Origin of the sequence: Desulfofalx alkaliphila DSM 12257 (genome assembly GCF_000711975.1) — a bacterium.
Classification (GTDB): Bacteria; Bacillota; Desulfotomaculia; order Desulfotomaculales; family Desulfohalotomaculaceae; genus Desulfofalx; species Desulfofalx alkaliphila.
In genome coordinates this window covers 74,896-98,667 of record NZ_JONT01000009.1, presented here as the reverse complement: position 1 = coordinate 98,667, position 23,772 = coordinate 74,896, and the positions used below count along the sequence as shown (strand labels likewise).

At 43.5% G+C, this 23,772-nt stretch carries 31 protein-coding genes and 1 pseudogene; 4 read left to right on the top strand and 28 right to left on the bottom strand.

Annotated features, from left to right (window positions below; all coding sequences use genetic code 11):
* The 8 genes from BR02_RS0106695 to BR02_RS0106670 all read right to left on the bottom strand — a co-directional run.
* Positions 1-388 (bottom strand): host-nuclease inhibitor Gam family protein (locus tag BR02_RS0106695; RefSeq protein WP_031515458.1); only part of this gene is annotated, 388 nt, incomplete at its 3' end.
* Complete coding sequence (locus BR02_RS15610) at positions 324-494, bottom strand: hypothetical protein (RefSeq protein ID WP_169738580.1); 171 nt, start codon at positions 492-494, stop codon at positions 324-326. The genes BR02_RS15610 and BR02_RS0106695, both read right to left, overlap by 65 nt.
* 16 nt (positions 495-510) lie before the next feature.
* Positions 511-765 (bottom strand): hypothetical protein, encoded by a 255-nt coding sequence (locus tag BR02_RS0106690; RefSeq protein ID WP_031515456.1) that lies wholly within the window; start codon positions 763-765, stop codon positions 511-513.
* A gap of 102 nt (positions 766-867) precedes the next feature.
* Positions 868-1,074, bottom strand: a complete 207-nt coding sequence (locus BR02_RS0106685; protein WP_031514002.1) for a hypothetical protein — start codon at positions 1,072-1,074, stop codon at positions 868-870.
* Between the two features lie 58 nt (positions 1,075-1,132).
* Positions 1,133-1,339, bottom strand: a complete 207-nt coding sequence (locus BR02_RS0106680; RefSeq protein WP_031515454.1) for a hypothetical protein — start codon at positions 1,337-1,339, stop codon at positions 1,133-1,135.
* Between the two features lie 151 nt (positions 1,340-1,490).
* Positions 1,491-1,628, bottom strand: coding sequence for a helix-turn-helix domain-containing protein (locus BR02_RS16090; RefSeq protein WP_420795384.1), 138 nt, complete (start codon positions 1,626-1,628; stop codon positions 1,491-1,493).
* Between the two features lie 47 nt (positions 1,629-1,675).
* Positions 1,676-1,819, bottom strand: a complete 144-nt coding sequence (locus BR02_RS15405; protein ID WP_157834935.1) for a hypothetical protein — start codon at positions 1,817-1,819, stop codon at positions 1,676-1,678.
* 96 nt (positions 1,820-1,915) lie between these two features.
* Positions 1,916-2,128: a helix-turn-helix transcriptional regulator gene (locus BR02_RS0106670; protein ID WP_031515451.1), complete on the bottom strand. Its 213-nt coding sequence runs from the start codon at positions 2,126-2,128 to the stop codon at positions 1,916-1,918.
* 208 nt (positions 2,129-2,336) lie between these two features.
* On the opposite strand from BR02_RS0106670, the gene BR02_RS0106665 reads away from it, so the two are divergent.
* Positions 2,337-2,996, top strand: a complete 660-nt coding sequence (locus tag BR02_RS0106665; RefSeq protein ID WP_031515449.1) for a LexA family protein — start codon at positions 2,337-2,339, stop codon at positions 2,994-2,996.
* 13 nt (positions 2,997-3,009) lie between these two features.
* Complete coding sequence (locus tag BR02_RS0106660) at positions 3,010-4,449, top strand: recombinase family protein (RefSeq protein WP_031515447.1); 1,440 nt, start codon at positions 3,010-3,012, stop codon at positions 4,447-4,449.
* A 19-nt stretch (positions 4,450-4,468) separates the two neighbouring features.
* Here the strand turns inward: BR02_RS0106660 and BR02_RS0106655 are convergent.
* The 6 genes and pseudogenes from BR02_RS0106655 to BR02_RS0106630 all read right to left on the bottom strand — a co-directional run.
* A pseudogene (locus BR02_RS0106655) lies at positions 4,469-4,894 on the bottom strand (protein prkA); the annotation flags it as partial.
* A 173-nt stretch (positions 4,895-5,067) separates the two neighbouring features.
* Positions 5,068-5,208: a hypothetical protein gene (locus tag BR02_RS15605; RefSeq protein ID WP_169738578.1), complete on the bottom strand. Its 141-nt coding sequence runs from the start codon at positions 5,206-5,208 to the stop codon at positions 5,068-5,070.
* Between the two features lie 131 nt (positions 5,209-5,339).
* Complete coding sequence (locus tag BR02_RS0106645) at positions 5,340-5,783, bottom strand: hypothetical protein (RefSeq protein ID WP_031515443.1); 444 nt, start codon at positions 5,781-5,783, stop codon at positions 5,340-5,342.
* A gap of 282 nt (positions 5,784-6,065) precedes the next feature.
* On the bottom strand, positions 6,066-6,800 hold the full coding sequence (locus tag BR02_RS0106640) for a type 1 glutamine amidotransferase (RefSeq protein ID WP_031515441.1): 735 nt from the start codon (positions 6,798-6,800) through the stop codon (positions 6,066-6,068).
* Entirely contained in the window at positions 6,772-8,178 is a 1,407-nt protein-coding gene (locus BR02_RS0106635; protein WP_031515439.1) for a Mur ligase family protein, read from the bottom strand. The genes BR02_RS0106640 and BR02_RS0106635 overlap by 29 nt, the downstream gene beginning before the upstream one ends.
* 41 nt (positions 8,179-8,219) lie before the next feature.
* A complete protein-coding gene (locus tag BR02_RS0106630; protein ID WP_051688167.1) occupies positions 8,220-9,131 on the bottom strand; it encodes an isoaspartyl peptidase/L-asparaginase family protein in 912 nt (303 codons plus the stop codon).
* 310 nt (positions 9,132-9,441) lie between these two features.
* Between BR02_RS0106630 and BR02_RS0106625 the strand changes: the two genes are divergently transcribed.
* Both BR02_RS0106625 and BR02_RS0106620 read left to right on the top strand, forming a co-directional pair.
* A complete protein-coding gene (locus tag BR02_RS0106625; RefSeq protein WP_084170961.1) occupies positions 9,442-9,987 on the top strand; it encodes a DsbA family oxidoreductase in 546 nt (181 codons plus the stop codon).
* 48 nt (positions 9,988-10,035) lie between these two features.
* Positions 10,036-10,515 carry a DUF456 domain-containing protein gene (locus BR02_RS0106620; protein WP_031515436.1) on the top strand — a complete coding sequence of 160 codons (480 nt, stop codon included), beginning with the start codon at positions 10,036-10,038 and terminating at the stop codon, positions 10,513-10,515.
* A 25-nt stretch (positions 10,516-10,540) separates the two neighbouring features.
* Here the strand turns inward: BR02_RS0106620 and BR02_RS0106615 are convergent, their stop codons facing one another.
* From BR02_RS0106615 to BR02_RS0106550, 14 genes are all read right to left on the bottom strand, one after another.
* A complete protein-coding gene (locus BR02_RS0106615; RefSeq protein WP_031515435.1) occupies positions 10,541-11,440 on the bottom strand; it encodes an AEC family transporter in 900 nt (299 codons plus the stop codon).
* A gap of 112 nt (positions 11,441-11,552) precedes the next feature.
* On the bottom strand, positions 11,553-12,488 hold the full coding sequence (locus BR02_RS0106610; RefSeq protein ID WP_031515434.1) for a dihydrodipicolinate synthase family protein: 936 nt from the start codon (positions 12,486-12,488) through the stop codon (positions 11,553-11,555).
* Positions 12,489-12,511: 23 nt separating this feature from the next.
* Positions 12,512-12,775, bottom strand: coding sequence for a Urm1-like protein (urm1, locus tag BR02_RS0106605; protein WP_031515433.1), 264 nt, complete (start codon positions 12,773-12,775; stop codon positions 12,512-12,514).
* A gap of 2 nt (positions 12,776-12,777) precedes the next feature.
* Positions 12,778-14,589, bottom strand: coding sequence for an aldehyde ferredoxin oxidoreductase family protein (locus BR02_RS0106600; protein ID WP_031515432.1), 1,812 nt, complete (start codon positions 14,587-14,589; stop codon positions 12,778-12,780).
* 2 nt (positions 14,590-14,591) lie between these two features.
* Entirely contained in the window at positions 14,592-14,981 is a 390-nt protein-coding gene (locus BR02_RS14385) for a 4Fe-4S dicluster domain-containing protein (RefSeq protein WP_157834934.1), read from the bottom strand.
* 136 nt (positions 14,982-15,117) lie between these two features.
* The gene (locus BR02_RS0106590; protein ID WP_031515430.1) at positions 15,118-16,023 is read right to left on the bottom strand and encodes a dihydrodipicolinate synthase family protein; all 906 of its coding nucleotides are present in this window, start codon (positions 16,021-16,023) and stop codon (positions 15,118-15,120) included.
* Between the two features lie 15 nt (positions 16,024-16,038).
* A complete protein-coding gene (locus tag BR02_RS0106585) occupies positions 16,039-17,031 on the bottom strand; it encodes a C-terminal binding protein (RefSeq protein ID WP_031515429.1) in 993 nt (330 codons plus the stop codon).
* A gap of 32 nt (positions 17,032-17,063) precedes the next feature.
* The gene (locus BR02_RS0106580) at positions 17,064-17,738 is read right to left on the bottom strand and encodes a bifunctional 4-hydroxy-2-oxoglutarate aldolase/2-dehydro-3-deoxy-phosphogluconate aldolase (protein WP_051688162.1); all 675 of its coding nucleotides are present in this window, start codon (positions 17,736-17,738) and stop codon (positions 17,064-17,066) included.
* Positions 17,738-18,688, bottom strand: a complete 951-nt coding sequence (locus BR02_RS0106575) for a sugar kinase (protein ID WP_031515425.1) — start codon at positions 18,686-18,688, stop codon at positions 17,738-17,740. Before BR02_RS0106575 ends, BR02_RS0106580 begins: the two co-directional genes overlap by 1 nt.
* A 105-nt stretch (positions 18,689-18,793) precedes the next feature.
* A complete protein-coding gene (locus BR02_RS0106570; RefSeq protein WP_031515423.1) occupies positions 18,794-20,071 on the bottom strand; it encodes a TRAP transporter large permease in 1,278 nt (425 codons plus the stop codon).
* A gap of 49 nt (positions 20,072-20,120) precedes the next feature.
* Positions 20,121-20,633, bottom strand: coding sequence for a TRAP transporter small permease (locus BR02_RS0106565; RefSeq protein WP_051688161.1), 513 nt, complete (start codon positions 20,631-20,633; stop codon positions 20,121-20,123).
* A gap of 60 nt (positions 20,634-20,693) precedes the next feature.
* Positions 20,694-21,731 carry a TRAP transporter substrate-binding protein gene (locus BR02_RS0106560; protein WP_031515420.1) on the bottom strand — a complete coding sequence of 346 codons (1,038 nt, stop codon included), beginning with the start codon at positions 21,729-21,731 and terminating at the stop codon, positions 20,694-20,696.
* Positions 21,732-21,759: 28 nt separating this feature from the next.
* Entirely contained in the window at positions 21,760-22,794 is a 1,035-nt protein-coding gene (locus tag BR02_RS0106555) for a zinc-dependent alcohol dehydrogenase (protein ID WP_157834933.1), read from the bottom strand.
* Positions 22,795-22,799: 5 nt separating this feature from the next.
* The gene (locus BR02_RS0106550; protein WP_031515416.1) at positions 22,800-23,558 is read right to left on the bottom strand and encodes an SDR family NAD(P)-dependent oxidoreductase; all 759 of its coding nucleotides are present in this window, start codon (positions 23,556-23,558) and stop codon (positions 22,800-22,802) included.
* Positions 23,559-23,772: the final 214 nt, after the last annotated feature.

Genomic DNA, 23,772 nt, shown 5'->3' with positions numbered 1-23,772 from the left:
CCTCGGGCCGATTGACTCGGGCCCACTCCTTTATCGCTGCATCATCCCGCTGATATTGCGGCTGTTGGGCCCGCATTTTTAGTGTACCGTATGGCAGCTTAATGGTTTTATTTTTTGGATCCGCCTTAATCTGTTTCCGGTGGTATTTTTCTAGTAGCCTGGTAAAAAAGTCTATCGTTTGCTGTAGTTCCTTTGTCTCGCTAACAAGCCACTGTTTAATGCGGTCAATCTCTGCTTGGGCCAGTATCTCCCTCTCTCTAATGGCCGCCTGTGCAGCTGCTATTTTACGCACCGCCCAGTTAGCAGCGTTGATATCCTGTATTTCAAACTGTTCCCTCTCCTGCTCTACTGGCAGGTTTTCCAGCTCTCTTAGCTGCAATGCGTTCATCCTCATCAATCCTTTTCAAATATTTAGGGTTTACCTCATGCACTACTCCGTTGGCGTCCTCAACAAACACCGTGGGCCAACCAATCAGCGTGGTGGACTCCCTCACAACCGTGCATGGCCCCCTAAAAAGGTGCTCGACTTTCATCCCCGGAGTAAACTTCCTCTGCATCATGCTCCACCACCTCACACTTAGGGCAATACAACACATTTTGCACAACCCTGTCCACCTCTATATCACCACGCACAAATTGAGCTTGCGAAAAATCTCTCTCACCCAACTCCATCATGCCCTGACATATTGGGCAGTAGTGCTTACAGCAACTTGCACAGTATTGACCATCCAACGCCTCATAACACACTGGACAATTATTAGGCATATTGCCTCCACCTCCTAATGGTGGTATAATGGCTTAATCGTTTTACCACAGTCCGGTTGCAGCCGGGCTTTTTCTTTATGAGTTCAACTTCCGCAACAGTAATCAACCCTTCCATTCCCTATAAGCCTTATCCAACATGCTTAAATTATGATCCCGTATATCGGCCACAAAGATTTCACTGCCACAGTCTTTGCAGTACGCCTCTTTACCCATGTATTCAACCTTATTGCCTTTGATAATCTTTTCTTTTGGTTCATCTCTGACAGTGTATTCAGCCAGCTCATGGCAGTTCTCACAAAAGGCTAACATTAGGTTTCCCCCCCCTTAACCATTAGAGTGACAATCGGGTGTTCACCTCTCTTGACTACTATCTTGCTACAGCCTCTAGTATCGCCATGGCAAAACACATCCCTACCAGTGCCAGCAGTGAGTACGCCATTACCTTACCAGCAGGCTTGTCCTCACCCTCTAGCCACTCTTGCACCCTATTTACCGGACGCCATGCCCAGCGATATTTAGTAGATATTGGTTTATGGGGTAGGTACTGCAGGTGGTAGATTTTTTGTTTTTGCATTTACACTCCACCCCCCCTAATGTAATAACAAAAACTACACACGCGCCATGGGCCTCAACCCACCATGCACATTTACTCTGCTTGCACTCGATTAAACCATTGATGCCTTGTCCAAATAGCGGGCAGTATTTAACCAACTAGCAAACCCCCTCTAGATCGTTAATAAATGTACCTTCATGGATGCCTTTTCTTGTTCGTCAAACCAAATATCCAGAGCCTCCTTTCTAAATATGATCCGCCGCCCGATCCTGGTGTGCGGAATCTTGCCTTGGCGTACCCACTCGCGCAGTTTCTTGTATAAGCGGCTAAGTGCTTGTCCATTGTGTGGGGCGGCTATTAAGATGTTTTAGCCGCCTTTTCCTTCTGTGCTTGCTGTGCTAGGGCCCTCTTTATTGCAATTTGGGTGGCCTCTTTGACGAAAAAGCTTAGAAATTTTCTTGACTGTTCTTCGTTAAGTTTGATTTTTAATGGTTGGTCCATCATCACCCCTCCCCTAATGAGAAGCTATGCAAGTGGACAAGGCGGACGACCCTTAAACCTTTGTGGTAAATTTTACCTAGCTAACTAAGTAGAATATTAACAGGCAGTATCCTGTTCTCGTTCAAATAAGTATTCAAGCTTGCAATCGGGAAAGAAAATATTTCTGATTTTGAGCGCCTCATCATAATAAAACCGGAATTTACCATTTAATTTGTCGCTTATCGTTGCGTATCTAACACCTAAAGCACTAGCTATATCTCTAATTGTTACGTTATTTCTGGCCATTTCTGCACGAAGGTTTTTATACACTCAATTTCACCTCCTATTATGCTTGCAAACTCAATTGCGTTTACTGTAATTAGACTATAGACGATATTGCGTTCGCTGTCAATAGTTTTTCGCAAAAAATATATGCAGAAGCGTTTATTTTTGCTTTACATATTGAAAATAATAGTGTAATATATAAATACATACGAAATATCGTATATGCCACTGGCCCAAGAAAGGGGGTAACGTCATGACAAAGAAAGCTAAGATAATTGCACAATTGATAAAAGAGAAAGGCTATAGTCGAAGGGCATTTGCTGAGGAAATAGGAATCCCGGCCACAACTTTACAATCAATGCTAGCTAGAGGCATTGGTGGGGCCTCCGTAGATAACGTTATTAAGGTTTGCAAGGCTCTGGGAATTACAGTTGAAGAGTTAGAAAAAATGGCGGCTGAGTATAAGTTTGAACCTGATAATAGGGATTTAATAAGAGAAGAGCGTGCCGAATATTATGTGACATCAACAGAAACTCATATGCTGCCAATCGTAGGGTGCATATCATGTGGCAACGGAGTTCTTGCGTATGAAGATATCGAAGGTCACGAACCTACGCCCAAGGAATGGGTTTCTAGTGGAGAACATTTTTATCTACGCGCAAAAGGCGATAGCATGATCGGTGCACGGATATATGATGGTGATTTATTACTGATAAGAAAGCAGCCAGAGGTGGAAAATGGTGAGATAGCTGCAGTTTTAATCGGTGGCGAAGAGGTAGTGTTAAAGCGAGTATACTTTAACGGCAAACAGTTGATACTGCAGTCCGAAAACCCTAGTTATCCGCCAATTCTAGCTCCGCCTACGGAAGTCAAAATAATCGGCAAGCTTAAAAAGATTGTTATAAACGTTTAGGAGGTGTTAGCCCATACGCTGTGTAATATACCGCAGGGTGTCAACAGATATGCAGGCGGAAGAAGGGTTTTCCTTAGAGGCACAACGCCTCCGCCTGCAAGCCTATGCGGAATCTCAAGGATGGAATATAGTCGATGACTATTGCGATGAAGGGTTTTCAGCTAAGAATATAGATCGTCCGGAAATGCAAAGGTTAATTAAAGATATTAAAAAGAAAAAATTTGATGTAATATTAGTTTACCGCTTAGATAGATTCGTCCGATCAGTGGTAGATCTGCACGAAATGTTACAACTGATGGAAAAGTATGATGTGAAGTTCAAATCCGCAACAGAGGTATTTGATACAACATCAGCTACCGGCAGGCTTTTCATTACCCTTATTGCAACACTGGCCCAGTGGGAGCGGGAAACAATAGCGGAGCGGGTACATCTAGGGATGACAAAAAAAGCAGAACAGGGCGAACGTAACGGCGCCCCCGCACCCTATGGGTATGATTTAGTGGACGGCAACTTGATTGTAAACAAAGATGAGGCAAAATGGGTTAAATATATCTTTGAACGGTACGGAGCAGTCGGCTCTCAAACGTTGGCAAAAGAGCTAAATCAAAAAGGCTCCCGCACTAAAAAAGGCAAGGCATGGAGCGATTTTTCAGTCCGGTATGTTCTTAGAAATCCGATATACGCGGGATTAGTACGATGGAACTATGAAACTTTTTCAACCGGAATCCGCAAAAAAACAGGAGAGGAAATATTAACCCCTATTAATCAGGAGGGGTTTGTGCCTTTGGTTAAAGTAGAGGACTTTAAGGATATACAAAAACTAATGGCGTCAAGAAGTACGCAGGCTTTCAGGTCAAATAATTTTTATCCGTTTTCGGGGGTGGCAAAATGTGAGAAATGCGGCTACCCTTTTACGGGGGCTTTTAAGAAAACAAAAAATGGGATGCGGCGCTTTTATAAATGCCGTGGCCGATTCGCCTTTGGAACGTGTGACACTCAGATTATCGCAGAGGATGTAATCGAAGATGCTTTTTTAGACGCCCTAGAATTGGCAGAGTCGGAGCTTGGGGTGGAACCTAGCAAACAAACTTTACAGCCCGAAGAGATACAAAAGCAACTGGACCGGTTAAAGCTAAAAAAAGAGCGTGCGGAAGAGCTATATTTGGAAGGTGACATATCAAAAGATAGATACACTAAGATCATAGAAGAGATAAAGCAGGAAGAAGAACGCCTATATAGTGCTCTAGACGCGGCTAACAAAACATTCTCAGTAGAGCAATTAAAACAATATATCAGGGACATTAAAACCGAGTGGCCGCACTTTTCATACGAAACAAAAAAACAGGCAGTTCACTCCCTGTTTGATACCCTTACTATTCGCTTATTAGAAAAAGCAGACCCCGGGAAAAGAAAAAAAGCTCGGATTAAGATTGTAGATTACAAATTAATTTAAGGGTTACTTACGGTATGCAAGGCTCTTCATGCATGGGACAGCCCTTAATCCCATATAAGGCCCCCTTGTCAGTGCGACTGTATTTTTCTAAACCTCTTTTCAACATGGAAACAATAGTTGATTTACCACCGCTTACAGGGCCCATCAACAATAAAATACGCTTTCGCACATCCAATCTTCTTGCGGCAGGGTGAAAATATTCTTCCACTAACTTTTCCAATGTTTTGTCCAAACCGAAAATTTCTTTATTAAAAAAATTATAACTCTTAACACCCTCATTAACTACGACTCCGGCATCCTTAATCATGTTATACAAACGGGCATGGGACAGTTGGGTTACATGGGGTCTCTGCTTTACAATCTCAACATACTCGGCAAATGTTCCCTCCCAATATAAATCTTTTTCTTTTGAACGATACTCTTCCAGACGCTTGAAAAAATCCAATTACTCATCACTCCCCCAACAAAGACTAGCGGGTGGCAAACCACAGGCAAAAAAAGAATACAAGGTTGTAACATTATATGCTGAGGGAGTGTTAAAAAGAAGGAAGGTGCCATTTTTTACAAGCCAATGGCAGAACATAAATAAAAAAGCCATGTGGTCACATGGCTTCACAATCATTTATCTTCATGTTTTTTCTCCAATGAAGTAACCATCAAATGCCTTCCTTCGGAGAGGTTATAGTCTATCTCATCTTTGGAGTTAACAAAACGATAGTGAACTTCATTTCCCTCCACCCAGGTCAAAAGATACCTCATCCCAAACCACCTCCGATATATTGTATACAAGATACTATGTACATAATACCATCAAAGGGCCTACTTTGCAATAGGTTTGTGAAAAATAGTATTATTTATTTTTGAGTATTTAGTAACAAAGAGGACGGTTGTTACCAGGGCACAACCGTCCTCTTATTATCACGCTCTATACGCTTATAGTTCCCTTGAATAAGACTTACCACCACCAACACACCTGCTACAATTAGGGCAATATGAGGAATTGCCAGGCACCAATGGGCCTTAAGAGCCAAAGGCGAGTTAGCGCCGGAAACACTTGATCCATGGTAGGCTAACCAAAATACCACCGGAGGTATTTGCAACAAGACAAGTGTTGAGTACCCCATAGCTAAGATAAGTCTGGTAAATGTATTATCCATATGACTGACAGCCACAGATATGGCTATTAATGCAAGACCTAGGAAAATAGCAGCCAGTCCCCAATAAAACACCTCGGTCTTTGAGTCCCAAAATACATAACATATATAAGGTAGCCCAATTACCATTGAACCCATACCACATCTTATCATTGTTTTAATAACATTAAAGTTTCTCATTATACCATCCCCCTTTTCGCATAACAGATATACTTATAAGCCAGTTAAGCGGGAGCTTGTTATTGTGAATTCTATAACAATTACTTTGACTATATAATACTAAATTTATCTTCTTTTGTAAAGTGATTATTCAATAAATACTACAAAAGCCTATCCCCCTGGTGTTTTTAGTAGGCAAGCGACCGTGCCCGCCCGGTTAGTAATAAGTCTCAAATTTTGCTCACACTAATTTATTTTTGTGAACCCTGTTACCATCCCTGTGATTAGAAAAAGGGCAGTTCATTATCCGAACTGCCCTTTAAGAAGTCTTTTTAACATGGCCTTATTGGCCTCTTGTTCAAAACTATTGTTAAGTTCTGACAGAAACTGATCACCACCCCGACGCCTGATGGCAGCCTTAATTAGGTGATCGGTAAGTTGATAGTTCTTTGGAAGTAACGGACCATGCAAATAAGAACAAAATACATTGTTATAGCGGATACCTTCGGTACCGTCCTTTCCGTTATTACCATGGCCCACAAGAACCTTACCCATGGGCTGGACATCACCAAGATATGTTCTGCCGGAGTGGTTTTCAAAACCGGTCATCGATACTGTTTCTCCGTCTATTTCTACTTCCACCACCGCATTGCCAATAAGTCTTTTATTATCTGCTACGGTGTAAAAGTCAAACAAACCCAGGCCCGGTATCTCATCACCTTCTATATTTTTGTAGTACCGCCCTAAAAGTTGATAACCGCCGCAGATGGCCAGCATTACCAATCCTTCGTCTATGGCATCCTTTAGAGCCTTTCTCCGTTTATGCATATCTTCTGTAATTAGCTTTTGTTCACGATCCGAACCGCCGCCTAAAAAAAGAAAATCAATGGTGCTGAAATCTAATTCTTCTCCTATATCTACTTCCAACAACCTAACAGGAATGTTTCGCCAGCGGCATCGTTGTAAAAAGGCAATGACATTTCCCCGGTCACCATACAGGTTTAATAAATTAGGATACAGATGGCATACGGTGAGCATCGCTTTCCTCCTTATCTGCTAAACTGCAGAGGACTTTTTGAGTGGGCCACAGTGCTGTATAGGTAGTAAATAAATATGTGTTTTCCACTTCTCCCTGTAAAGAACAAGAAATTGCCTGCTTTAAATCCTTAATCACAGTAATTTTGTCCGCCGGCACATCAGCATATTTTAAGCGCAATGCCATTTCCTCTGCCCTTATTCCCGAGCAAAAAAAACTGTTTATACTTTCAATTTCAGATATAAGCATTTCAAAATCCACTTCCCAAAGCCAAGAAACATCTCTACCATCTGCATCATTATCATTTACCGCCATAAATATATTCTTCTTGCCGGGCAATGACAGCATGGTAACCAGTCCTTCATTAAAACCGGTGGGGTTTTTAACCAGGTTTAACAGCACCTGCTTGTCCATATATCGGAAACGCTCCATTCTGCCAACGGCAGGTGTATACCTTTCCAGTCCCCTTTGAATTTCATGCTCTTCAATTTGCATTACCAGACCCACTGTAAAGGCGGCCAAAGCATTGTAAAGATTATAAAAACCGGTGGTGTATAAAGATATATTGGCACAGCGGTTTTCATAACATATTTCAGTGGTCAAAGCTCCTGCCCCTGCCTCAAGCTTCGATACAATTGCCTCCACATGGGCCTGTGGCCTGCGAAAACCGCAATTTTCGCAGCTATAGTCACCAAGTTGACTATAATGATAATAGCTGTAGTTTAATATATTATTACAAAAGGCACAGAAACGAGCTTCTTTATTTTGCCCCCCCGTACCACTATCCTCTTGCTCTTTTGCAATGCCAAAGTATATGGCATTATGACCGGTGCTTTTTCCCATCTGAGCCACCAATGGGTCATCGGCATTTAACACCAGGGTAACATCTTTAATTTTTTTCAGCGTATCAGTTACAAGACCCACAGTGGTGTCAAGCTCGCCATATCTGTCAAGTTGATCACGAAAAAAATTGGTTACCACCACAACCTGTGGCTTTACCTCATTAACCACTTTAGGAAAGGAGGCTTCATCAACCTCCAGCAAAGCATAATCGTATTCAATGGTGCCGGTGCAACTGGCTGAACGTATAAAGCAAGCGGTAACTCCGGTGATCATGTTAGCCCCCTCTTCGTTAATAATCACCTGATGCCCGCCGGCTTGCATTACTTTAGCAATCATATTGTTGGTGGTGGTTTTGCCGTTGGTTCCGGTTACCATAATAATACCCTTTTTTACCTGGCTTGCTAAATCTCGCAAGGTGTGTGGATAAATACGCCTGGCAACCAGCCCCGGCAAAGAGGATCCCTGCCCACCGGCAAGTCTGCTTAATAGTGAAGACAATTTGCCGCCAATTACAGCGGTTGAAAGACAAAGCCGCAACTGCTAAGCCCCCTCATCTTATTCTTTATTAAATACACCTTTTAAATGGTTGTGGCCGCATCTATTCTTTCAGGCTTAAAATTCTGCACCACTTGGCCATTGATCACTAAACCCACCGGAAAACTGCCGGTGTTGTGGGCAGCTCCCACCGAACCTGCACTATCCACCACCAGTACTCCACCCGGTGCCTGCTTTTTTTGGTTCAGTTTCAGTATAGCCTGCCTGGCGGCCTGCTGGGGTGGCATTCCTGCGGCCACCAAATGCTCTACCCATTTTGCCATGGCAGTTTCGATAAAAGCCTCTCCCAGCCCTGTACACACAACAGCACAGTGCTTAGAAGCATAAATTCCACCACCGATTATGGGCGTATCCCCTACCCTACCGGGTATTTTTAAAAAGGACCCTCCTGTGGACGATGCAGCAACCAAATGTCCATTTGAAGAAACTACACACCCCACAGTATCATGACCTTTGGGCAATCCGGTAAAGGCACTAAAGTCAATTTTTTTCCCTTGTTTTATTAGTTCCATAGCCAGTTCATAAGAATTTCTTTGTTCTGGAGATACCATGTCCACTGTCTGGAAACCTTTCCGTTGGGCAAACTTGGTGGCACCCTCACCGGCCAAAATAACGTGGGGGGTCTCCTCCATCACCAACCTGGCCAGGGACACAGGATTTTTTATTCCCTTTACCACACATACCGCCCCACACCGATTATTTAGGCCGTCCATTATCGAAGCATCCATTTCCACCTCACCATCTAAGTTCAACACAGAGCCATAGCCTGCATTTAGGTGGGGGTCATCTTCCATTACTCTAACTGCACACTCTGCAGCATCAACCGGACTTTTGGGCAAAAATTTACTGCCTTGCAGGGCAGCACCTTTTAATATATCAAGCATAAATGCTTTATCACTTGTTTCAACACTACCATGCACCATAACTACATCCATATCAATACCTTCCCTCAACTATTCTTGCATTATTTCTTTCCTTGATTTTTTACTACACACCTGGCTAAACTATACATTATTGTTATAATTATATCATTTATCCTTCACTTTCAAACAGTAACATTATCCATTACAAAAAGAATATTATTGCCCCCTGCATTGTCTAGGTATAAACTGTTTCGCTAATTTTACATCCATGATACAATATAACGGTACCATATGGTAGTTAATATCATAAATAGTAAAGGAAGGTCAGCCAATGAAAGTCAAACTACTGGTTTTTTCAGATTATGTATGACCCTTTTGCTATATCGGCAAAGGTATTGTCGAAAAGTTAAAAAAAGATTTTCCCATTGAAGAACAATGGGTGGGATACCAGTTAAGGCCTGAAACTCCCCCCCAAGGGATTTTATTAAAAGATCAATTTTCCGACTTGGATATTAACAAAATGATCAATAATTTACGTAATGCCGGCGCCCCCTATGGCATCAATTTCAACCCTTATGAAGTGTTGTCCAACTCCCGTTTGGCGCTGGAGGCCACTGAATATGCCAAGGACTGTGGTATGTTTGATGAATTTCATGAGGCTGTTTTTCAAGCCTATTTTTTACAAGGAAAAGATATAGGTAAACTTGCAGTGGTTTTAGATTGTGCTGATAAAGTGGGTTTGGATGCTGATATGCTGCAAAAAAACCTTACAGAAAATCTCTACCATGATCGCATCCAGCAGGCAAGGCAGTTGGCTTCACAGTACAAGGTGGCCGGTTTACCTGCTTATTTCTTCAATGACAAAAAAAGAATTGTAGGCGCCCAGCAGTACAGCGTCTTTGTCAAAGCCATTGAAGAGTTACTGTAATAAATGCTACAATTTGATCACCAAGTTGTACAGTTTAAGGAGATATTAATGGATTGGTTAGCGTTAACAGCAGCATTGGCTATAATGCTGATAGGCATGGCAGGGGCAATACTGCCGGTAATACCGGGGGCCCCTTTGATATTATTGGGCATGGTTGTATATGGCTTAATTAGCGGCTTTACTGTTTTTTCATGGCACTTTTGGTTAGGTCAGGTAATATTGGTAATACTGGCCTTTGCAGTGGACTATGTGGCCGGTATTGTCGGAGTAAAGCGCTACGGTGGTTCTAAAGCCGCAGTTTGGGGCAGTATATTGGGTGCCTTCGGAGGCTTGTTTCTTTTAGGACCCCTTGGCATTATACTGGGGCCCTTTCTGGGAGCAATAATTGGCGAACTGTTGCATAACAAATCACCCAAACAAGCAATAAATGCCGGTATCGGCACGCTCTTGGGCTTTGCCGGGGGTACGGTGGTAAAATTAATCATTCAAACGGCCATGATTGTGTCCTTCTTATTGGTGGTACTTTAAAACAGGGGCGACTTTTATGCCGCCCTTACATATTTAAAACCAAAGGTATAATTAACATCAATGTAAATATACTGGCCACCGTTGAAAAAAAGGTAACACCGGTTACGAAGTCCGGTTCACGATTGAACTGTAGAGCATACAGGGCTATCAAAGCGGCGGTAGGCATGGCCGCCTCAATAATCATCACCTGCTGCCACAATTTGCTCACCGGAAGCAGCTGCACAATGCCATAGGCAATGAGGGGAGAAATCAACAAACGAATAAACATGGCACCGTTGAGCCTGGGCCAGCTTATTTTTGTTATTTTACACTCAGCCAACTGCATACCTAAAACAATAATAATCAGCGGTATGGAAGCATCCCCCACCAGCTGAATGGTGTTGTAAACGTTTTCCGGCATGGGAAGATTAAAACTCTGCCATAAAAAAGCCAGCACAATGGCATGAATGAAGGGCATTTTTAACATGACATTCAAAGAAGTCTTAACACCGCTCTTATCCGCCGCCGCAATGTAAATCCCCAGAGTAAACATCACCAGTGAGTGAAAAACATTAATTATCATTGCATAATTAAAGCCTATCTCCCCAAAAGCAAATAGCATCACCGGGGCGCCCATGTTGCCGGCATTCATAAAGGCGGTAGACATCATCATCGCCCGCTGGTTTTCCAAAGGAATAATGCGGCACTTAACCAACAGGTAAACTATTGCCACTATGCTCACTGAAAGCAGCACTGAGTAAACCGCCACATAGGCAAGATCTAGATTTATTTTAGTATCATAAAAGACTCGAAATATTAATGGTGGAGTTAGAATGTACATCGCAATATTCGATACCGATGTAATGTCCATTTTCATTGCCCGCTGGCCAACGAAACCCAACGACATAATGATAAATACAGGTAATATTACTTCAAAGAAAATCATGTTAACACCCTCAAGCTTTAATAAAATAAATATAATACCAGAGAAAAAAAGCGCCCGTGGGGTCGCTTTTTTTCTCTATATCTAAACTGGGGGAGTTTGAGAAATAGACTTCTTATTTTTTCATTAACTGATCAAGATCCACCTTATAGTCACCTAAAAGGGCACCCATAATCTTTTCCAGCCTACTGCGCACGTTCACATAATTGTACTTTTCTGCGTGGGACAGCGGTTGCATAGGTTCGCCCATCTCAAAACCGCGCAATTCCAGCGCCAACTTAAATCCTACCGGGAAGGGCAGGGCATTCATTGCACGCAATAGGTTTAGGAATGAAAACTGCAATTCTTTTGCTTTTTCAAATTCACCCTTATGGTAACTATCCCAAATACCTACTAGAATTTCAGGAACAATACCTGCACAGGCAGTCATGCAACCCTTACCGCCCATCATTAAGGCCGGGAATAAACCGTCTTCACGACCAATCAAGAAGTTAAATTTATCCTGCATACCAATGGCTCTTACTTTGTCCATAAAGTGAACCATGTCAACCACACTGCCGCTGCTGTCCTTCATGGCCACAATATTTTCACGGCGACTTAGTCTTTTCACCACATCATATGTTATCGGAGTGGTGAAAGCAGGTATGTTGTATAAAATAACAGGAATGTCAACGTTATCAGCCAGTAACTCAAAGTGACGCTCAATGGTCTCTTGGCTGATTGGGAGGAAATACGGTGGGCAAATTACCACACCTGAGCAACCGGCACGTTTTGCTTCCTTTGCCAGTGCGATGGATTCATTGGGATTAGGTGCAGTTACACCGGGTGTTACCGGTACCCGTCCGGCAGCCTGATCCACCACAATTTCCATTGTGCGAATTTTTTCAGCAAAGTCCATTTGAATGAACTCACCACAGCTGCTCACCGGAAACAGTCCGTGTACGCCTCTTTGAATTTGAAATTCTACCACTTGTCTTAAAACTGTTTCATTAACTTTACCCTCTTTAAAGGGAGTCAACATGGCCACGTATATACCTTCTGGTCTAAACATGTTGCTCATTCACCTCGCAATTATTATCCTCCGCCCAAAAAGGGTACGAAGGCGATAGTATCGTTATCTTTTAATTGTTGATTATCATCAAGTCCGTAAGCGTAACCTTTGCCATTTATTAATACTGAGTATCCGGTTCCAAGTTCATCTATTATTGACAAGTTAAATTTACTTTCAACAGCATTGAGGGCCTGATAAAAATCACCGGGAACTTCTAAATAACACTCCCTGCATCCTGCCTGTGCTGCCAGTTGTGCAAAAAACTTAACCTTAACTTTAACGGTCATGTCTAGAGGCCTAAATCCTTCAGTTTACTTTGCATTGGTTTGCCATTTTCGTCCCAATGCCTAATTCTGTAGTATTCCTCAATCATTTCCTCCAGGGGCACAGTGCTACCGGCTGCAGGGCCTTCTTTGTGGGTTTCTGTGAGCAGTCGTTCTGGTAAATTATCAGCGCTGGCATTCATGCCTTCCCGCATATTAAATAGGCGGGTGAGATTATAAATCCTTTCGCCGATTTTGAGCAGTTCCTCACCGCTATCAAGCTCTTTAATACCGGTCAGTGCAGACAGCATGCCAACCATTTGTTTTAAGGTCATGGCAAAGCTTGCAAACAGGCACAGCCCAACGGAATCAACGGCCGAGATTAAGTCTTGTTCGCTCTTCACAAATTCAGCTTTAAACTCCACAGAGAAGGGGTCCATCCTATTGGCAGACAATACCTCCTGGGCCACCGGCCATGATCTTAAATGGCAGCCCCCACGGTCACTGGTGGCATATGCCAAACCCATACCATAGGCTCCCCGGGGATCATAGGCAGGTAGTTCCATTCCTTTAACGTGCATTGCCCACTTTTCAGAACCTTTTCCAATTTGTTCGGCTGCATATTTTACCCCTTGGGCCAGCAGTTTACCAATACCTTCTCCCTTACCAATGGCTTCCAAGGTTCTCATCATGGCCTCGGTATCACCAAACTGCAGCGGATAGCCTATTTCTTCCTCAGTTAGCACACCTCTTTTGTAACACTCCATGGCAAAACCAATGGCGTTACCAACCGAGACAGAATCCAATCCGTAAGCATCACAGAGATACTCAGCATGGATAATAGCCCCTATATCACTGTTGCCGCATTGTGCTCCAAAACTCCAAAGGTTTTCATATTCAGGGCCTTCAACAAACTTGCCTTGGTATTTACCTTCCTCCACCACCGAATACTTACTGCAGGCAATGGGACAGGATGAGCATGCCTTATCTTTTTTATAATACTTGGTTCTGAGAATTTCTTCGTTAATTACATCCAGCTTGCCAAACTTGCCCTTGGTAAAGTTTTCCACCGGGTGTATCCCTGCTTCATTAATAAAGGAATAAATTACATTGGTACCATAGTGATTTCTGCCGCCTCCGGTATCAGGGTTAATTGCCACCTCATTGAAGGCTTCCTTCACCATATTTACAAATTTATCGTAATCTGCTATTTTTACACTGTTAGTACCACGTACAGCAATGGCCTTTAAATTTTTGGAGCCCATTACAGCGCCTGCTCCACCGCGGCCAAAGGCCCTGGCCTCAGAGATAATAGCTGCCAAACGATCCATTCTTTCTCCCGATTGGCCAATACAGGCAACCCTAACCTCGCCGTGGGATTCCCTTAATATCTCGTGAGTATCAAAAGTATCTTTACCCACAAGGTTAGCAGCAGAACAGATTTCTACCTTATCATCATCAATTAAGATGTATACCGGTTCCGCAGCTTTCCCCTCAACAATTAAAGCATCATACCCTGCCTGCTTTATTTCTCTTCCTAAAAAACCACCGCAGTTAGAATCTAACCATAAGCCGGTTAACGGACTCTTAGTGGCAACCACCATTCTGCCGGCGGTGGGAGCAGGGGTACCGGTGAGTGGGCCGGTTGCAAAAACCAGAATGTTATCCGGTCCCAGCGGGTCTGTGCCTGGCTTTAATTTTTCATATAAAATGCTGGCAGCCAACCCTTTACCACCTAAATATTTTACAGCTTGTTCCAACTCTAACTCTTTAACTTGATAATTACAGGTTGTAAGGTTTATATATAGTAATTTGCCGGTATAACCAAACCATTTCATTATTATGCTCCCCCCTTCCTAATTGCTTTAGCGGGACACCAACTAACACATGAATAGTTTCCTGAGCAGGTGTCACAGAAAACAGGTTTTCCTGTGTTTTTGTTTCTTAAATTGTAGCCAAAGGGACAGGCTTCCAAGCATTGGCCGCAGCCGTCGCAAGCCTTTTCATCCAACTTAACATAACCGTCAAAAGACAGTGCCTTTTGTGGACAAGCCTTCACACAATTTTGAGTTTTGCACTGACGGCAAACAATTATCTTTTCCTCAGCGGGCCACTTGCTTTCTATCTTTATCCTGGCCAGGTGAGGATTAACTTCACGGTGGTGTTCCATAGAGCAAATTTGCTCACAAAGACGACAACCTGTACATAATTTATCTCTTATGACAAGCACATTTATCCCCCTTTCAGCTTTATCAGTTAGTTGTTTAAACAAGTGAAACTTGCTCCTGCTTATTGCCCCCTCATATTTATAAGCGGGCGGGCGTGAATACCCGCCCTTAAATACAACACGCCTGCATTATTTATAGTTAAATTAATTGTAAGCTTTTTAAAAGACTTTCCAGGGCTGCCACAGCCTTAGGTGAAGCAGCCGCCGCCGGAGGACGCACATGGGTTTTTATGGGTACTCCCCTGAGGCGCAAGCCTTCTTTCATTACCCCAATGGCAGGGGTGTCAAAACCATATATTCTTGTTAGGCGCATCAAAATATTATTTATATCTATAGCCTTTTGATAGTTGCCCTCTACAAAGTTTTGATATACCCCCACATTAATCTCCGGAGCAAAATTTGAGCTACCTGAAATGGCACCGTCCCCGCCCATTACCAAGGTATTAAACAGATGATCATCATAGGCGGAAAAAACGCTGAAATCAGGATTTATCTCTTTTACAGTGATAATCAGCTCCCGGATGTGGCTTATGCTGTCAATGGTGTCCTTTATGCCCACCACGTTTGGCATTTCTTTTACAATCCGTGCCACCAGTGGAGCATCGAACTGTTGCCCGGTTAAATTAGGATAGTGGTAAAGTACCACCGGCAAATCTATTGCCCCTGCCACGGTAGTAAAGTGATTAAATAAATTTTCTTCTGAAAGTTTCCAGTAGTAAGGAGTAACCACCACCACACCGTCTGCTCCAATACTCTGCGCATGGCGGGATAAATCCACCACTGTCTGTGTATTGGTATGACCGGTACCCACCAGCACAGGTACTCGACCGTTGACATAATCAACGGCAAATTCCGCAAATTCCTTTCTTTCAGCACTGGTCAGGTGATTAAACTCACTGGAACTGCCCATCACAAAAATGCCATGCACTCCACCGTTAATGAGATAGTCAATGACAGCCTTATTGCCTTCCCAATCAAAGGAACCATCTTCATTAAAAATGGTTACCATCGGTGGAATGATTCCCTTAAACTTCACTTTTTTCATAAAATCAGGCACCCTTTACAAAGTTTTTAATGTTAACTTTTCTCGCACTTCTTTATTTACATGATAGGTTGGATAATAACCCTGAATTACTTCGGCAACTCCCCGGGCAGTTTTTCTTCTGAGCTCAGCCTCTGCCTGCTCTGAATACCAAGCCGCATGGGGATTAATTACAACATTATCCATCTGCAGCAACGGATTATCAGCGGCCGGCGGTTCTGTTTCCAGCACGTCTAAACCGGCACCGGCAATCCAACCTTGCTGTAGGCCTTTTACAAGGGCCTTTTCATCAATTACGGGGCCACGTCCGGTGTTAATAATATAAGCGGAATCTTTCATCATCTGCAATTCTTTCTCACTGATCATATGTTCTGTTTCTGCTGTTAGGGGTGCATGCACTGAAATAAAATCTGATTCCTTTAAGAGTTCCTCCAGGCTCACCAGTTTTGCATTGTGTTCCTTGGCAACAGCTTCCGGAACATATGGATCATACACCAGCAGGTTTAAACCAAAGGCCTGGGCTTTTTTAGCCAGCGCCTGGGCAATGCGGCCAAAGCTTATTAAACCCAGCTTTTGTCCCCGAAGTCGGTTAATGGGAATTGATACCTTATAATCCCAGTTACCTTTTTTCACTTCGTTATTCATCAGCACAGTTTTACGGGCACAAGCCATCAGCAAAGCCATGGCGTGGTCAGACACTTCATCCATACAGTAATCCGGCACATGGGCTACGCATATACCCAGCTCAGTGGCCGCAGGAATATCGATGGTATTAACCCCTACCCCATAACGGGCCACCACCTTTAAGTTTGGCAGTGACTCCAAAACTTTACGGCCGATGGGGGCATATTGGTTAATTAAACCAAAGGCATCTTTACATTTTTCAATAATTTCGTCTTCGGTTTTACACTGAACACCGATGAGCTCGGCCCCTACCGGATTAAGTACTTCTTCTTCATATTGCAGAGTTTTGAACTCAAAATCTGTAACATACACCTTAGGTTTGGACACCTTTATCACTCCTTTAAACAAATGATCTTAGATTATTTTTTCAGTTCGCTGCGAGCTTGGCGAACAACTTTCACAAATTTCTTAGCCCTTTCAGTCAACACTTCATATTGTTCCCCGGCAACCGCCTCTTTATCTATCAGGGCCCCACCCACACCCAGGGCCACGCTGCCTGCCTTAATAAATTCAGCGGCATTTTCCAAAGTTACACCGCCAGAGGGCATCAAAGGAATGTGTTTAAAGGGGCCGGCCACTTCTTTAAAGTATCTGGGGCCTAATACGCCGGCCGGAAAGACCTTTAAAAGATCTGCACCCATTTCATATGCATTTATAATTTCAGTGGGTGTCATTACACCCGGAATAACTACTTTACCGTAGCGGTTAGCTACGCGAATAACATCCTGGTGTAGACTGGGACAAAAAATAAATTCTGCCCCTGCCAGTATGGCCGCCCGGGCGGTTTCAGCATCCAACACCGTACCGGCACCTATCACAGCCCGGTCGCCGATTTCAGCTACCACAGTCTTAATCATTTCAATTGCACCGGGGGTATCCATTGTCACCTCAATGGCTGTTACCCCACCGCTTTCCAAGGCCTTAGCTATATTAACAACCTTTTGGGCTTTGGCACCGCGCACCACCGCAACTATGCCGCACTCCAATAAACTTTCTGCCAATTGACACTTGGGCAAAATCAAATCATTTCGCATTATCGCTCAACCTCTCTTTTCCGCCCTAGGAAGTAGTCAATCTCTTCCAGGGTAGGCAGACCTTCCACATCACCCACCACTTGGGTGGTCCGGGCTCCCACTGCGTTAGCCAATTTAACAGACTGAGTTAAATCCCAACCCTTAAGAAGCCCACTGATAAATCCGGCAGCAAAACCATCCCCCGCACCAATGGGATCCACCACCCTCTGCACCGGATATCCCGGTACATAGGCCGATTCACCGCCGCTGGCATAGTAAGCACCCTTTTCACCCAGCTTAATAACCACTGTCTTGGCACCGGCCTGTAAAATTTTATCAGCTATCTCTTCAGGTTTGTTGGCACCCACCAGCATTTGTCCTTCCTGCAATCCAGGTAACACAATATCTGAACGCGATACTAAGTCCATCAGCACTTCAACGGCTTTATCGACAGACCATAGTTTTAGTCTGATATTAGGATCAAAACTAACTGTCACACCATTGGATTTAGCTATTTCTATGGCCTTTAGCACAGTTTGGCGGCAGCTGTCGCTTAATGCCGGTGTAATTCCGGTAATGTGTAAATACTTTGCACCGGAAATATAAGCTTCATCCAGGTCCTTTGGGGTGAGACGGCTGGCAGCAGACCCTTTGCGATAATAAAACACCTTGCTCTCACCAAACTCATGTCGTTCTTTAAAATACACCCCGGTGGGAGCTTGGGGGTCTACCTTTACCTGACTGGTATCAACCCCTTCACCTCTGACAAATGAAATTATATACCTGCCAAACTCGTCATTTCCCACTCGGCTAATCCAGCCTGCAGAATGACCCAAACGACTAAGGCCAATGGCAAAATTTGTCTCCGCGCCGCCAATTTGCTTTATAAAGTGGGTAGCATATTTTAACGGTCCGGTGGTGGTGGGATTTAGCAGCACCATAGTTTCCCCAAGGGTAACCACTTGAGGCATAAACACAACACCCCCTCGCCAGTCTGTTTCAATTTATGAAACAGCGTTTTGTTGTTTTAGTATAGAATCAGGCATGCATAAGAGTACAGACCTGATCCTTCAATATTATTTAAGAAACTCCACCACTCCAATGGATATTGCGGGAATAACATTTATCAGGAACAGCGTAAGGAACAGTACCGCAATAAAGGGCAGTATGGCCCTGGTAATTTGCTCAAAGGGAACACCGGAAATTCCGTTAGCCACAAAGAGGTTTACACCCACAGGTGGGCTTACAAAGCCAATGGCCAGGTTTACCACCATTATAATACCAAAGTGAATGGGATCCAAACCCAAGGCTATTATCAGCGGCAGCAATATGGGTGCCAAAATGATAATGGCGGCCAAGGTTTCCATAAACATGCCCACAAACAAGAGCAGTAGGTTTATCAACAACATAATTACAAAGGCATTGCTTGAAAAAGACATAATGGCATTGGCCAGAGTGTTAGGAACGCTCTCCAAGGCCAGCAAACGGCCAAAGGTTGTGGCAGTGCCCACAATAATAAGAATGGTGGCAGTGGTAAGAGCAGAAGTTGATATTACACTGGGAACTTCAGGCCACTTCAATTCTTTATAAATAAACACCCCGGCAATAAAACCATAAACAACCGCAACAACGGCAGCTTCAGTGGGTGTAAATACACCGCCGTAAATTCCGCCTAAAATAATTACGGGAACTAACAGGGCCCATATGGCGTCAGCACAAGCCTTAAATAATCCTTTAATTGTAAAAGGCGTGTCTGTACCCTTTAAATCATGTTTTCTGGCATAGTAATAACTATAGGCCATTAATAATACGCCCACTAAAATGCCAGGTACTATACCGGCAATAAACATATCGCCAATGGATGCGTTTGTTGATACACCGTAAATAACCATGGGTATACTGGGGGGAATAATTACCCCAATGGTACCGGCAGCAGCCACCACGGCAGCAGCAAACTTTTTATCATAACCCGCTTTATTCATTTCCGGAATCAACATAGAACCAATGGCTGCCACAGTGGCCGGGGCTGATCCTGAAATAGCACCGAAAAACATAGACGTTGCCACCGCCACCATAGCCAATCCGCCATGGAAACGTCCCACCAGCACGTCGGCCACAACTAGCAGTCTTTTGGTGATACCGCCTTTACTCATTAAATTCCCTGCTAATATAAAGAACGGTACTGCCATCAGCGGAAAGGAGTCCACTGATGTGATCATTCCCTGGGCCAACATACTCAAAGGAATGCCTGCCACCAGCATGGCAAATACAGATGCCAGACCGACAGCAATTCCGATGGGAACATTCAGTATAAGAAAGGCCACAAAGGCACCAAATAATACCTGTGTTACCATTTATTTTCCCAACCCTTCCTACGTACATCGATTTGGTGAGTACAATTGTTTAAAAGGATGCCTCTATTTCATCATCTTGTGGTTCACTTTTATTAAAATCCCGAATTGACTGGATTATACTTTGTATTAATCGAATTACAGCCAGCGAAAGACCCAAGGGAGCTGCCAAGTACACATAAGCCATTGGAATGCCCAAGGCCGGTGAAGTCTGTCCATAGTTATATAAATCAATTACCAGCATCATGCCCTGCTTAATAACAAAGTAGCAAAATACTATGAACAGTAGGTCGGCAATAATCCAAACAATTTTTTTCCCTTTTTCCGGAAGAAGAATCAGGGCCGCATCAATTTTGATATGGCGTTTCATTTTTATACCGTAGCTAATGCCAATATATACCAACCATATGAAAAGAAAGCGGGCCATTTCTTCTGTCCAAGAAAGGGAAGAAGACATTACATAGCGCATGAACACCTGGGTTGCTATTAGGACCACGGCTGTAGAAAGTAGTCCAATGAGTAAATATTCTTCTAAGTGATCATCTAATTTTTTTAACAGGCCCATGTCCTCACTCCTAGTATTGATGCTGAACTTGCGGAGGGAAGCCCCCCGCAAGTTCCAGTATTAATTGGTCAAGCTTTCAACTTCAGCCATCAGCTTATCGATTAGTTCTCTGCTGCCCATTAGTTCAGCACCTTCGTCATAAACAGGCTTCAGTAACTCAACCATTTCGGCTTTAACATCTTCAGAAAGTTCGTTCACTTCGGTATTACCTGCTTTAATAACTTCTAAACTCTTAGTTTCTTCCTTAACCATTAAATCGCGTTGGTATTCAGAAGACTCTTGCATAGCTTCCATAACAATTTGTTGTAAATCTTCCGGCAGGTTATTATAGTAGTCTAAGTTCATAAAGACTACAAAGGGAGTATAAATATGGCCGGACATAGTCAGATAATCTTGTACCTCGTAAAATTTGTTAGAATCAATCAGAGCCAAGGGGTTTTCTTGACCGTCTACAGTGCCCTGTTGTAAACCGGTAAACAATTCACCAAATGCCATGGGAGTGGGGTTAGCACCCAGTGTTTTCCAAGCGGATAGGTGCAGTTGGTTTTCCATTGTTCTAATTTTCAGGCCCTTTAAGTCACTGATGGATTCAATGGGCTTAACGTTGTTGGTAATATGTCTAAAACCATTCTCCCAGTAACCTAAACCTTTAATTCCCTGGCTGGCTACGCTGTCCAACAATGCTTGTCCCACTTCCCCATCCAGTACCGCATAGGCAGTTTCTCTATCGGGGAACAGGAAGGGCAGGTCAAAGAGGTAGTAATTTTTGTCAAAGTTAGCCACCGGAGAGGTGGATGTGAGCATCATGTCAACGGTACCCATTTGCACCGCCTCAATTAGTTCACGGTCTCCACCCAGTACCTGGTTGGCAAAAATTTCCACTTGAAATCTGCCGTCACTTTTTTCTTCAACAAGTTCTTTAAACTTCACAAAAGCATCATGACCGGGGTGGGTATCTGCCAAGGGTGAACCGATTTTCAACTTGTAAACGTCTTGGTCGCCACCTGCCTGTTCACCACTTCCGCCACCGCCACATCCTGCCAGCAGCAGTGCCGCCATCATCACGGCAACTACTATAAAAATTAACTTTTTGCGCATCTTTTTTCCTCCTCCTTAAATTTTATTTTTAGGGATGCAACAAAAGCTTCATAGAATTTTCTGCCTGAATCATAAGATCTATTGCCCTTTGGGCTTCATTAAACTTTATACGGTGGGAAATAACTTTAGCAATGCTCTCATCATTGCGCAGCATTTCCAATGCAACTTGATAGTCTTTGGGGGTATAAACCCTTACTCCTATCATCTTTAGTTCTCTAAAGTTTACCGCCTGCAAGTCCACCGGTGTAGCTTCCTTAAACACACCCACCACCACAATTTCACCGGTTATTTTAACCAGCTGCGTAGCCAATAGGGCGGTGGGTGCAGCCCCGGCAGCCTCAAAAACCACATCGGCACCATTATTGTCTGTGAGTGCCATTACCTCTTCCAAGGGGTTATTAGCGGAATTCAACACTGTAAAGCCCAGTTCTTTGGCCAGCTTTATTCTTGTCGGACTGACTTCACAAATAATCACATTGGAAGCTCCGGCGTAACGTGCCGTCATTGCAGTCAATAAACCAATTGGCCCTCCACCGATTACCACCGCCGTGTCACCTGCTTTAAGGGTAGATTTTCTCACGGCGTGTACAGCCACAGCCAGGGGCTCTATTAAACAGGCCACATCCATCGCCATATTGTCGGGTATTTTAAAAACCTTATCTGCATCTACCTTGACGTATTCCGCAAAACCTCCGTCGCAGTCAATACCCACCAGTTTTAAACTTCTGCAAACGTGTCCATTGCCGGTAAGGCAAGGTTGGCACCGTCCGCAGCTGATCAATGGGTATACTGTCACCCGATCCCCAACTTTAATTTTTGCTCCGTCCGGTAGGCAAGTTTTTACCACTTCTCCTGTGAACTCATGTCCCATAATTAAAGGAGCTTTAGCTCGGGGATGTTTGCCGGAGTAAATGCTCAAATCAGAGCCGCATATTCCTGCATAGTGTACTTTTATTAGCACTTCACCCTCGGTTAGCTCAGGTATAGCTACTTCCTGAATACTAATTTGCTCCTTACCCTGATAAACCACTGCTTTCATTTTGTCATTTATAATGTTACTCACCTCCTTTACAAGGCCAGGGAAAGGAATCCACCTTCCACAGCGATGGTGGAGCCTGTAACAAAGTTAGAAGCCTCAGAAGCAAGGAAAATAGTTGCCCCCACTAAATCCTCAGGTACACCCAGCCTTTTCATAGGCGTACGGTTAACAATGCTATTATAGGTTTCTTTTTCAGAGAGCATCTTTTCAGTGAGGGGGGTCTTAAAGTAGCCGGGGGAAATACAATTAACATTAATGCCGTGGGCAGCCCACTCTGCCGATAACACCTTAGTTAACTGTAAAACCCCACCCTTACTGGCACAGTAGGCGGAAGACCTGGTGATGCCAAGGTGAGAGCCCAAGGATGCAATGTTGATAATCTTTCCTCCCCCTTGGGCAATCATTTTTTCACCCACATACTTGCAGCAAAGGAATGTTCCCTTTAAATTAACAGCCATCACATCATCCCATTCCTCTGCGGTGAGCTCTAAGACCGGCTTTTTATAGTTTTTGCCGGCGGCATTAATCAGTACATCTATGCGGCCAAACTTTTCTACAAGCTCTGCAACCAAACGTTTTACATCATCTTCATTGGTTGCATCCAAAGAGGTGAGCAGTGACTTTCTGCCCAGGGCTTCGATTTCAGCCACCAGATCTTTGTTGCGTTCCACGTTTCTGCTTACCGGAATGACATTTGCCCCTGCCTTTGCCAAGCCTAAACTGATGGTGCGGCCCAAACCTCCGCCACCACCCACAAAAAGTATCACCTTATCTGATAAATCAAACATTAACAGCTTACCATCCTTTCGTTAAAGCAAAATATAATTATGGTACCTGCGTTATTATGGTACAATTGTTTATGTTGTGTCTTTTTTTACAGATAATTTCGAATATTAAAATAGTAGTGTTTCGTTATACAAAACGCTGTTTATAAATTTTATTAAAAAAATAACAGGCATTTGTCTTATCGACAATATTTTTAATTGTTTGACATATAAGTTA

Coding starts and splice junctions, on each gene's coding strand:
- BR02_RS0106690 (WP_031515456.1), bottom strand. CDS start 765: ATGCCTAATAATTGTCCAGTGTGTTATGAGGCGTTGGATGGTCAATAC.
- BR02_RS0106685 (WP_031514002.1), bottom strand. CDS start 1,074: ATGTTAGCCTTTTGTGAGAACTGCCATGAGCTGGCTGAATACACTGTC.
- BR02_RS0106680 (WP_031515454.1), bottom strand. CDS start 1,339: ATGCAAAAACAAAAAATCTACCACCTGCAGTACCTACCCCATAAACCA.
- BR02_RS15405 (WP_157834935.1), bottom strand. CDS start 1,819: ATGGACCAACCATTAAAAATCAAACTTAACGAAGAACAGTCAAGAAAA.
- BR02_RS0106665 (WP_031515449.1), top strand. CDS start 2,337: ATGACAAAGAAAGCTAAGATAATTGCACAATTGATAAAAGAGAAAGGC.
- BR02_RS15605 (WP_169738578.1), bottom strand. CDS start 5,208: ATGAGGTATCTTTTGACCTGGGTGGAGGGAAATGAAGTTCACTATCGT.
- BR02_RS0106645 (WP_031515443.1), bottom strand. CDS start 5,783: ATGAGAAACTTTAATGTTATTAAAACAATGATAAGATGTGGTATGGGT.
- BR02_RS0106640 (WP_031515441.1), bottom strand. CDS start 6,800: ATGCTCACCGTATGCCATCTGTATCCTAATTTATTAAACCTGTATGGT.
- BR02_RS0106630 (WP_051688167.1), bottom strand. CDS start 9,131: ATGGATGTAGTTATGGTGCATGGTAGTGTTGAAACAAGTGATAAAGCA.
- BR02_RS0106620 (WP_031515436.1), top strand. CDS start 10,036: ATGGATTGGTTAGCGTTAACAGCAGCATTGGCTATAATGCTGATAGGC.
- BR02_RS0106615 (WP_031515435.1), bottom strand. CDS start 11,440: ATGATTTTCTTTGAAGTAATATTACCTGTATTTATCATTATGTCGTTG.
- BR02_RS0106610 (WP_031515434.1), bottom strand. CDS start 12,488: ATGTTTAGACCAGAAGGTATATACGTGGCCATGTTGACTCCCTTTAAA.
- urm1 (WP_031515433.1), bottom strand. CDS start 12,775: ATGACCGTTAAAGTTAAGGTTAAGTTTTTTGCACAACTGGCAGCACAG.
- BR02_RS0106600 (WP_031515432.1), bottom strand. CDS start 14,589: ATGAAATGGTTTGGTTATACCGGCAAATTACTATATATAAACCTTACA.
- BR02_RS0106590 (WP_031515430.1), bottom strand. CDS start 16,023: ATGAAAAAAGTGAAGTTTAAGGGAATCATTCCACCGATGGTAACCATT.
- BR02_RS0106580 (WP_051688162.1), bottom strand. CDS start 17,738: ATGCGAAATGATTTGATTTTGCCCAAGTGTCAATTGGCAGAAAGTTTA.
- BR02_RS0106575 (WP_031515425.1), bottom strand. CDS start 18,688: ATGCCTCAAGTGGTTACCCTTGGGGAAACTATGGTGCTGCTAAATCCC.
- BR02_RS0106570 (WP_031515423.1), bottom strand. CDS start 20,071: ATGGTAACACAGGTATTATTTGGTGCCTTTGTGGCCTTTCTTATACTG.
- BR02_RS0106565 (WP_051688161.1), bottom strand. CDS start 20,633: ATGGGCCTGTTAAAAAAATTAGATGATCACTTAGAAGAATATTTACTC.
- BR02_RS0106560 (WP_031515420.1), bottom strand. CDS start 21,731: ATGCGCAAAAAGTTAATTTTTATAGTAGTTGCCGTGATGATGGCGGCA.
- BR02_RS0106550 (WP_031515416.1), bottom strand. CDS start 23,558: ATGTTTGATTTATCAGATAAGGTGATACTTTTTGTGGGTGGTGGCGGA.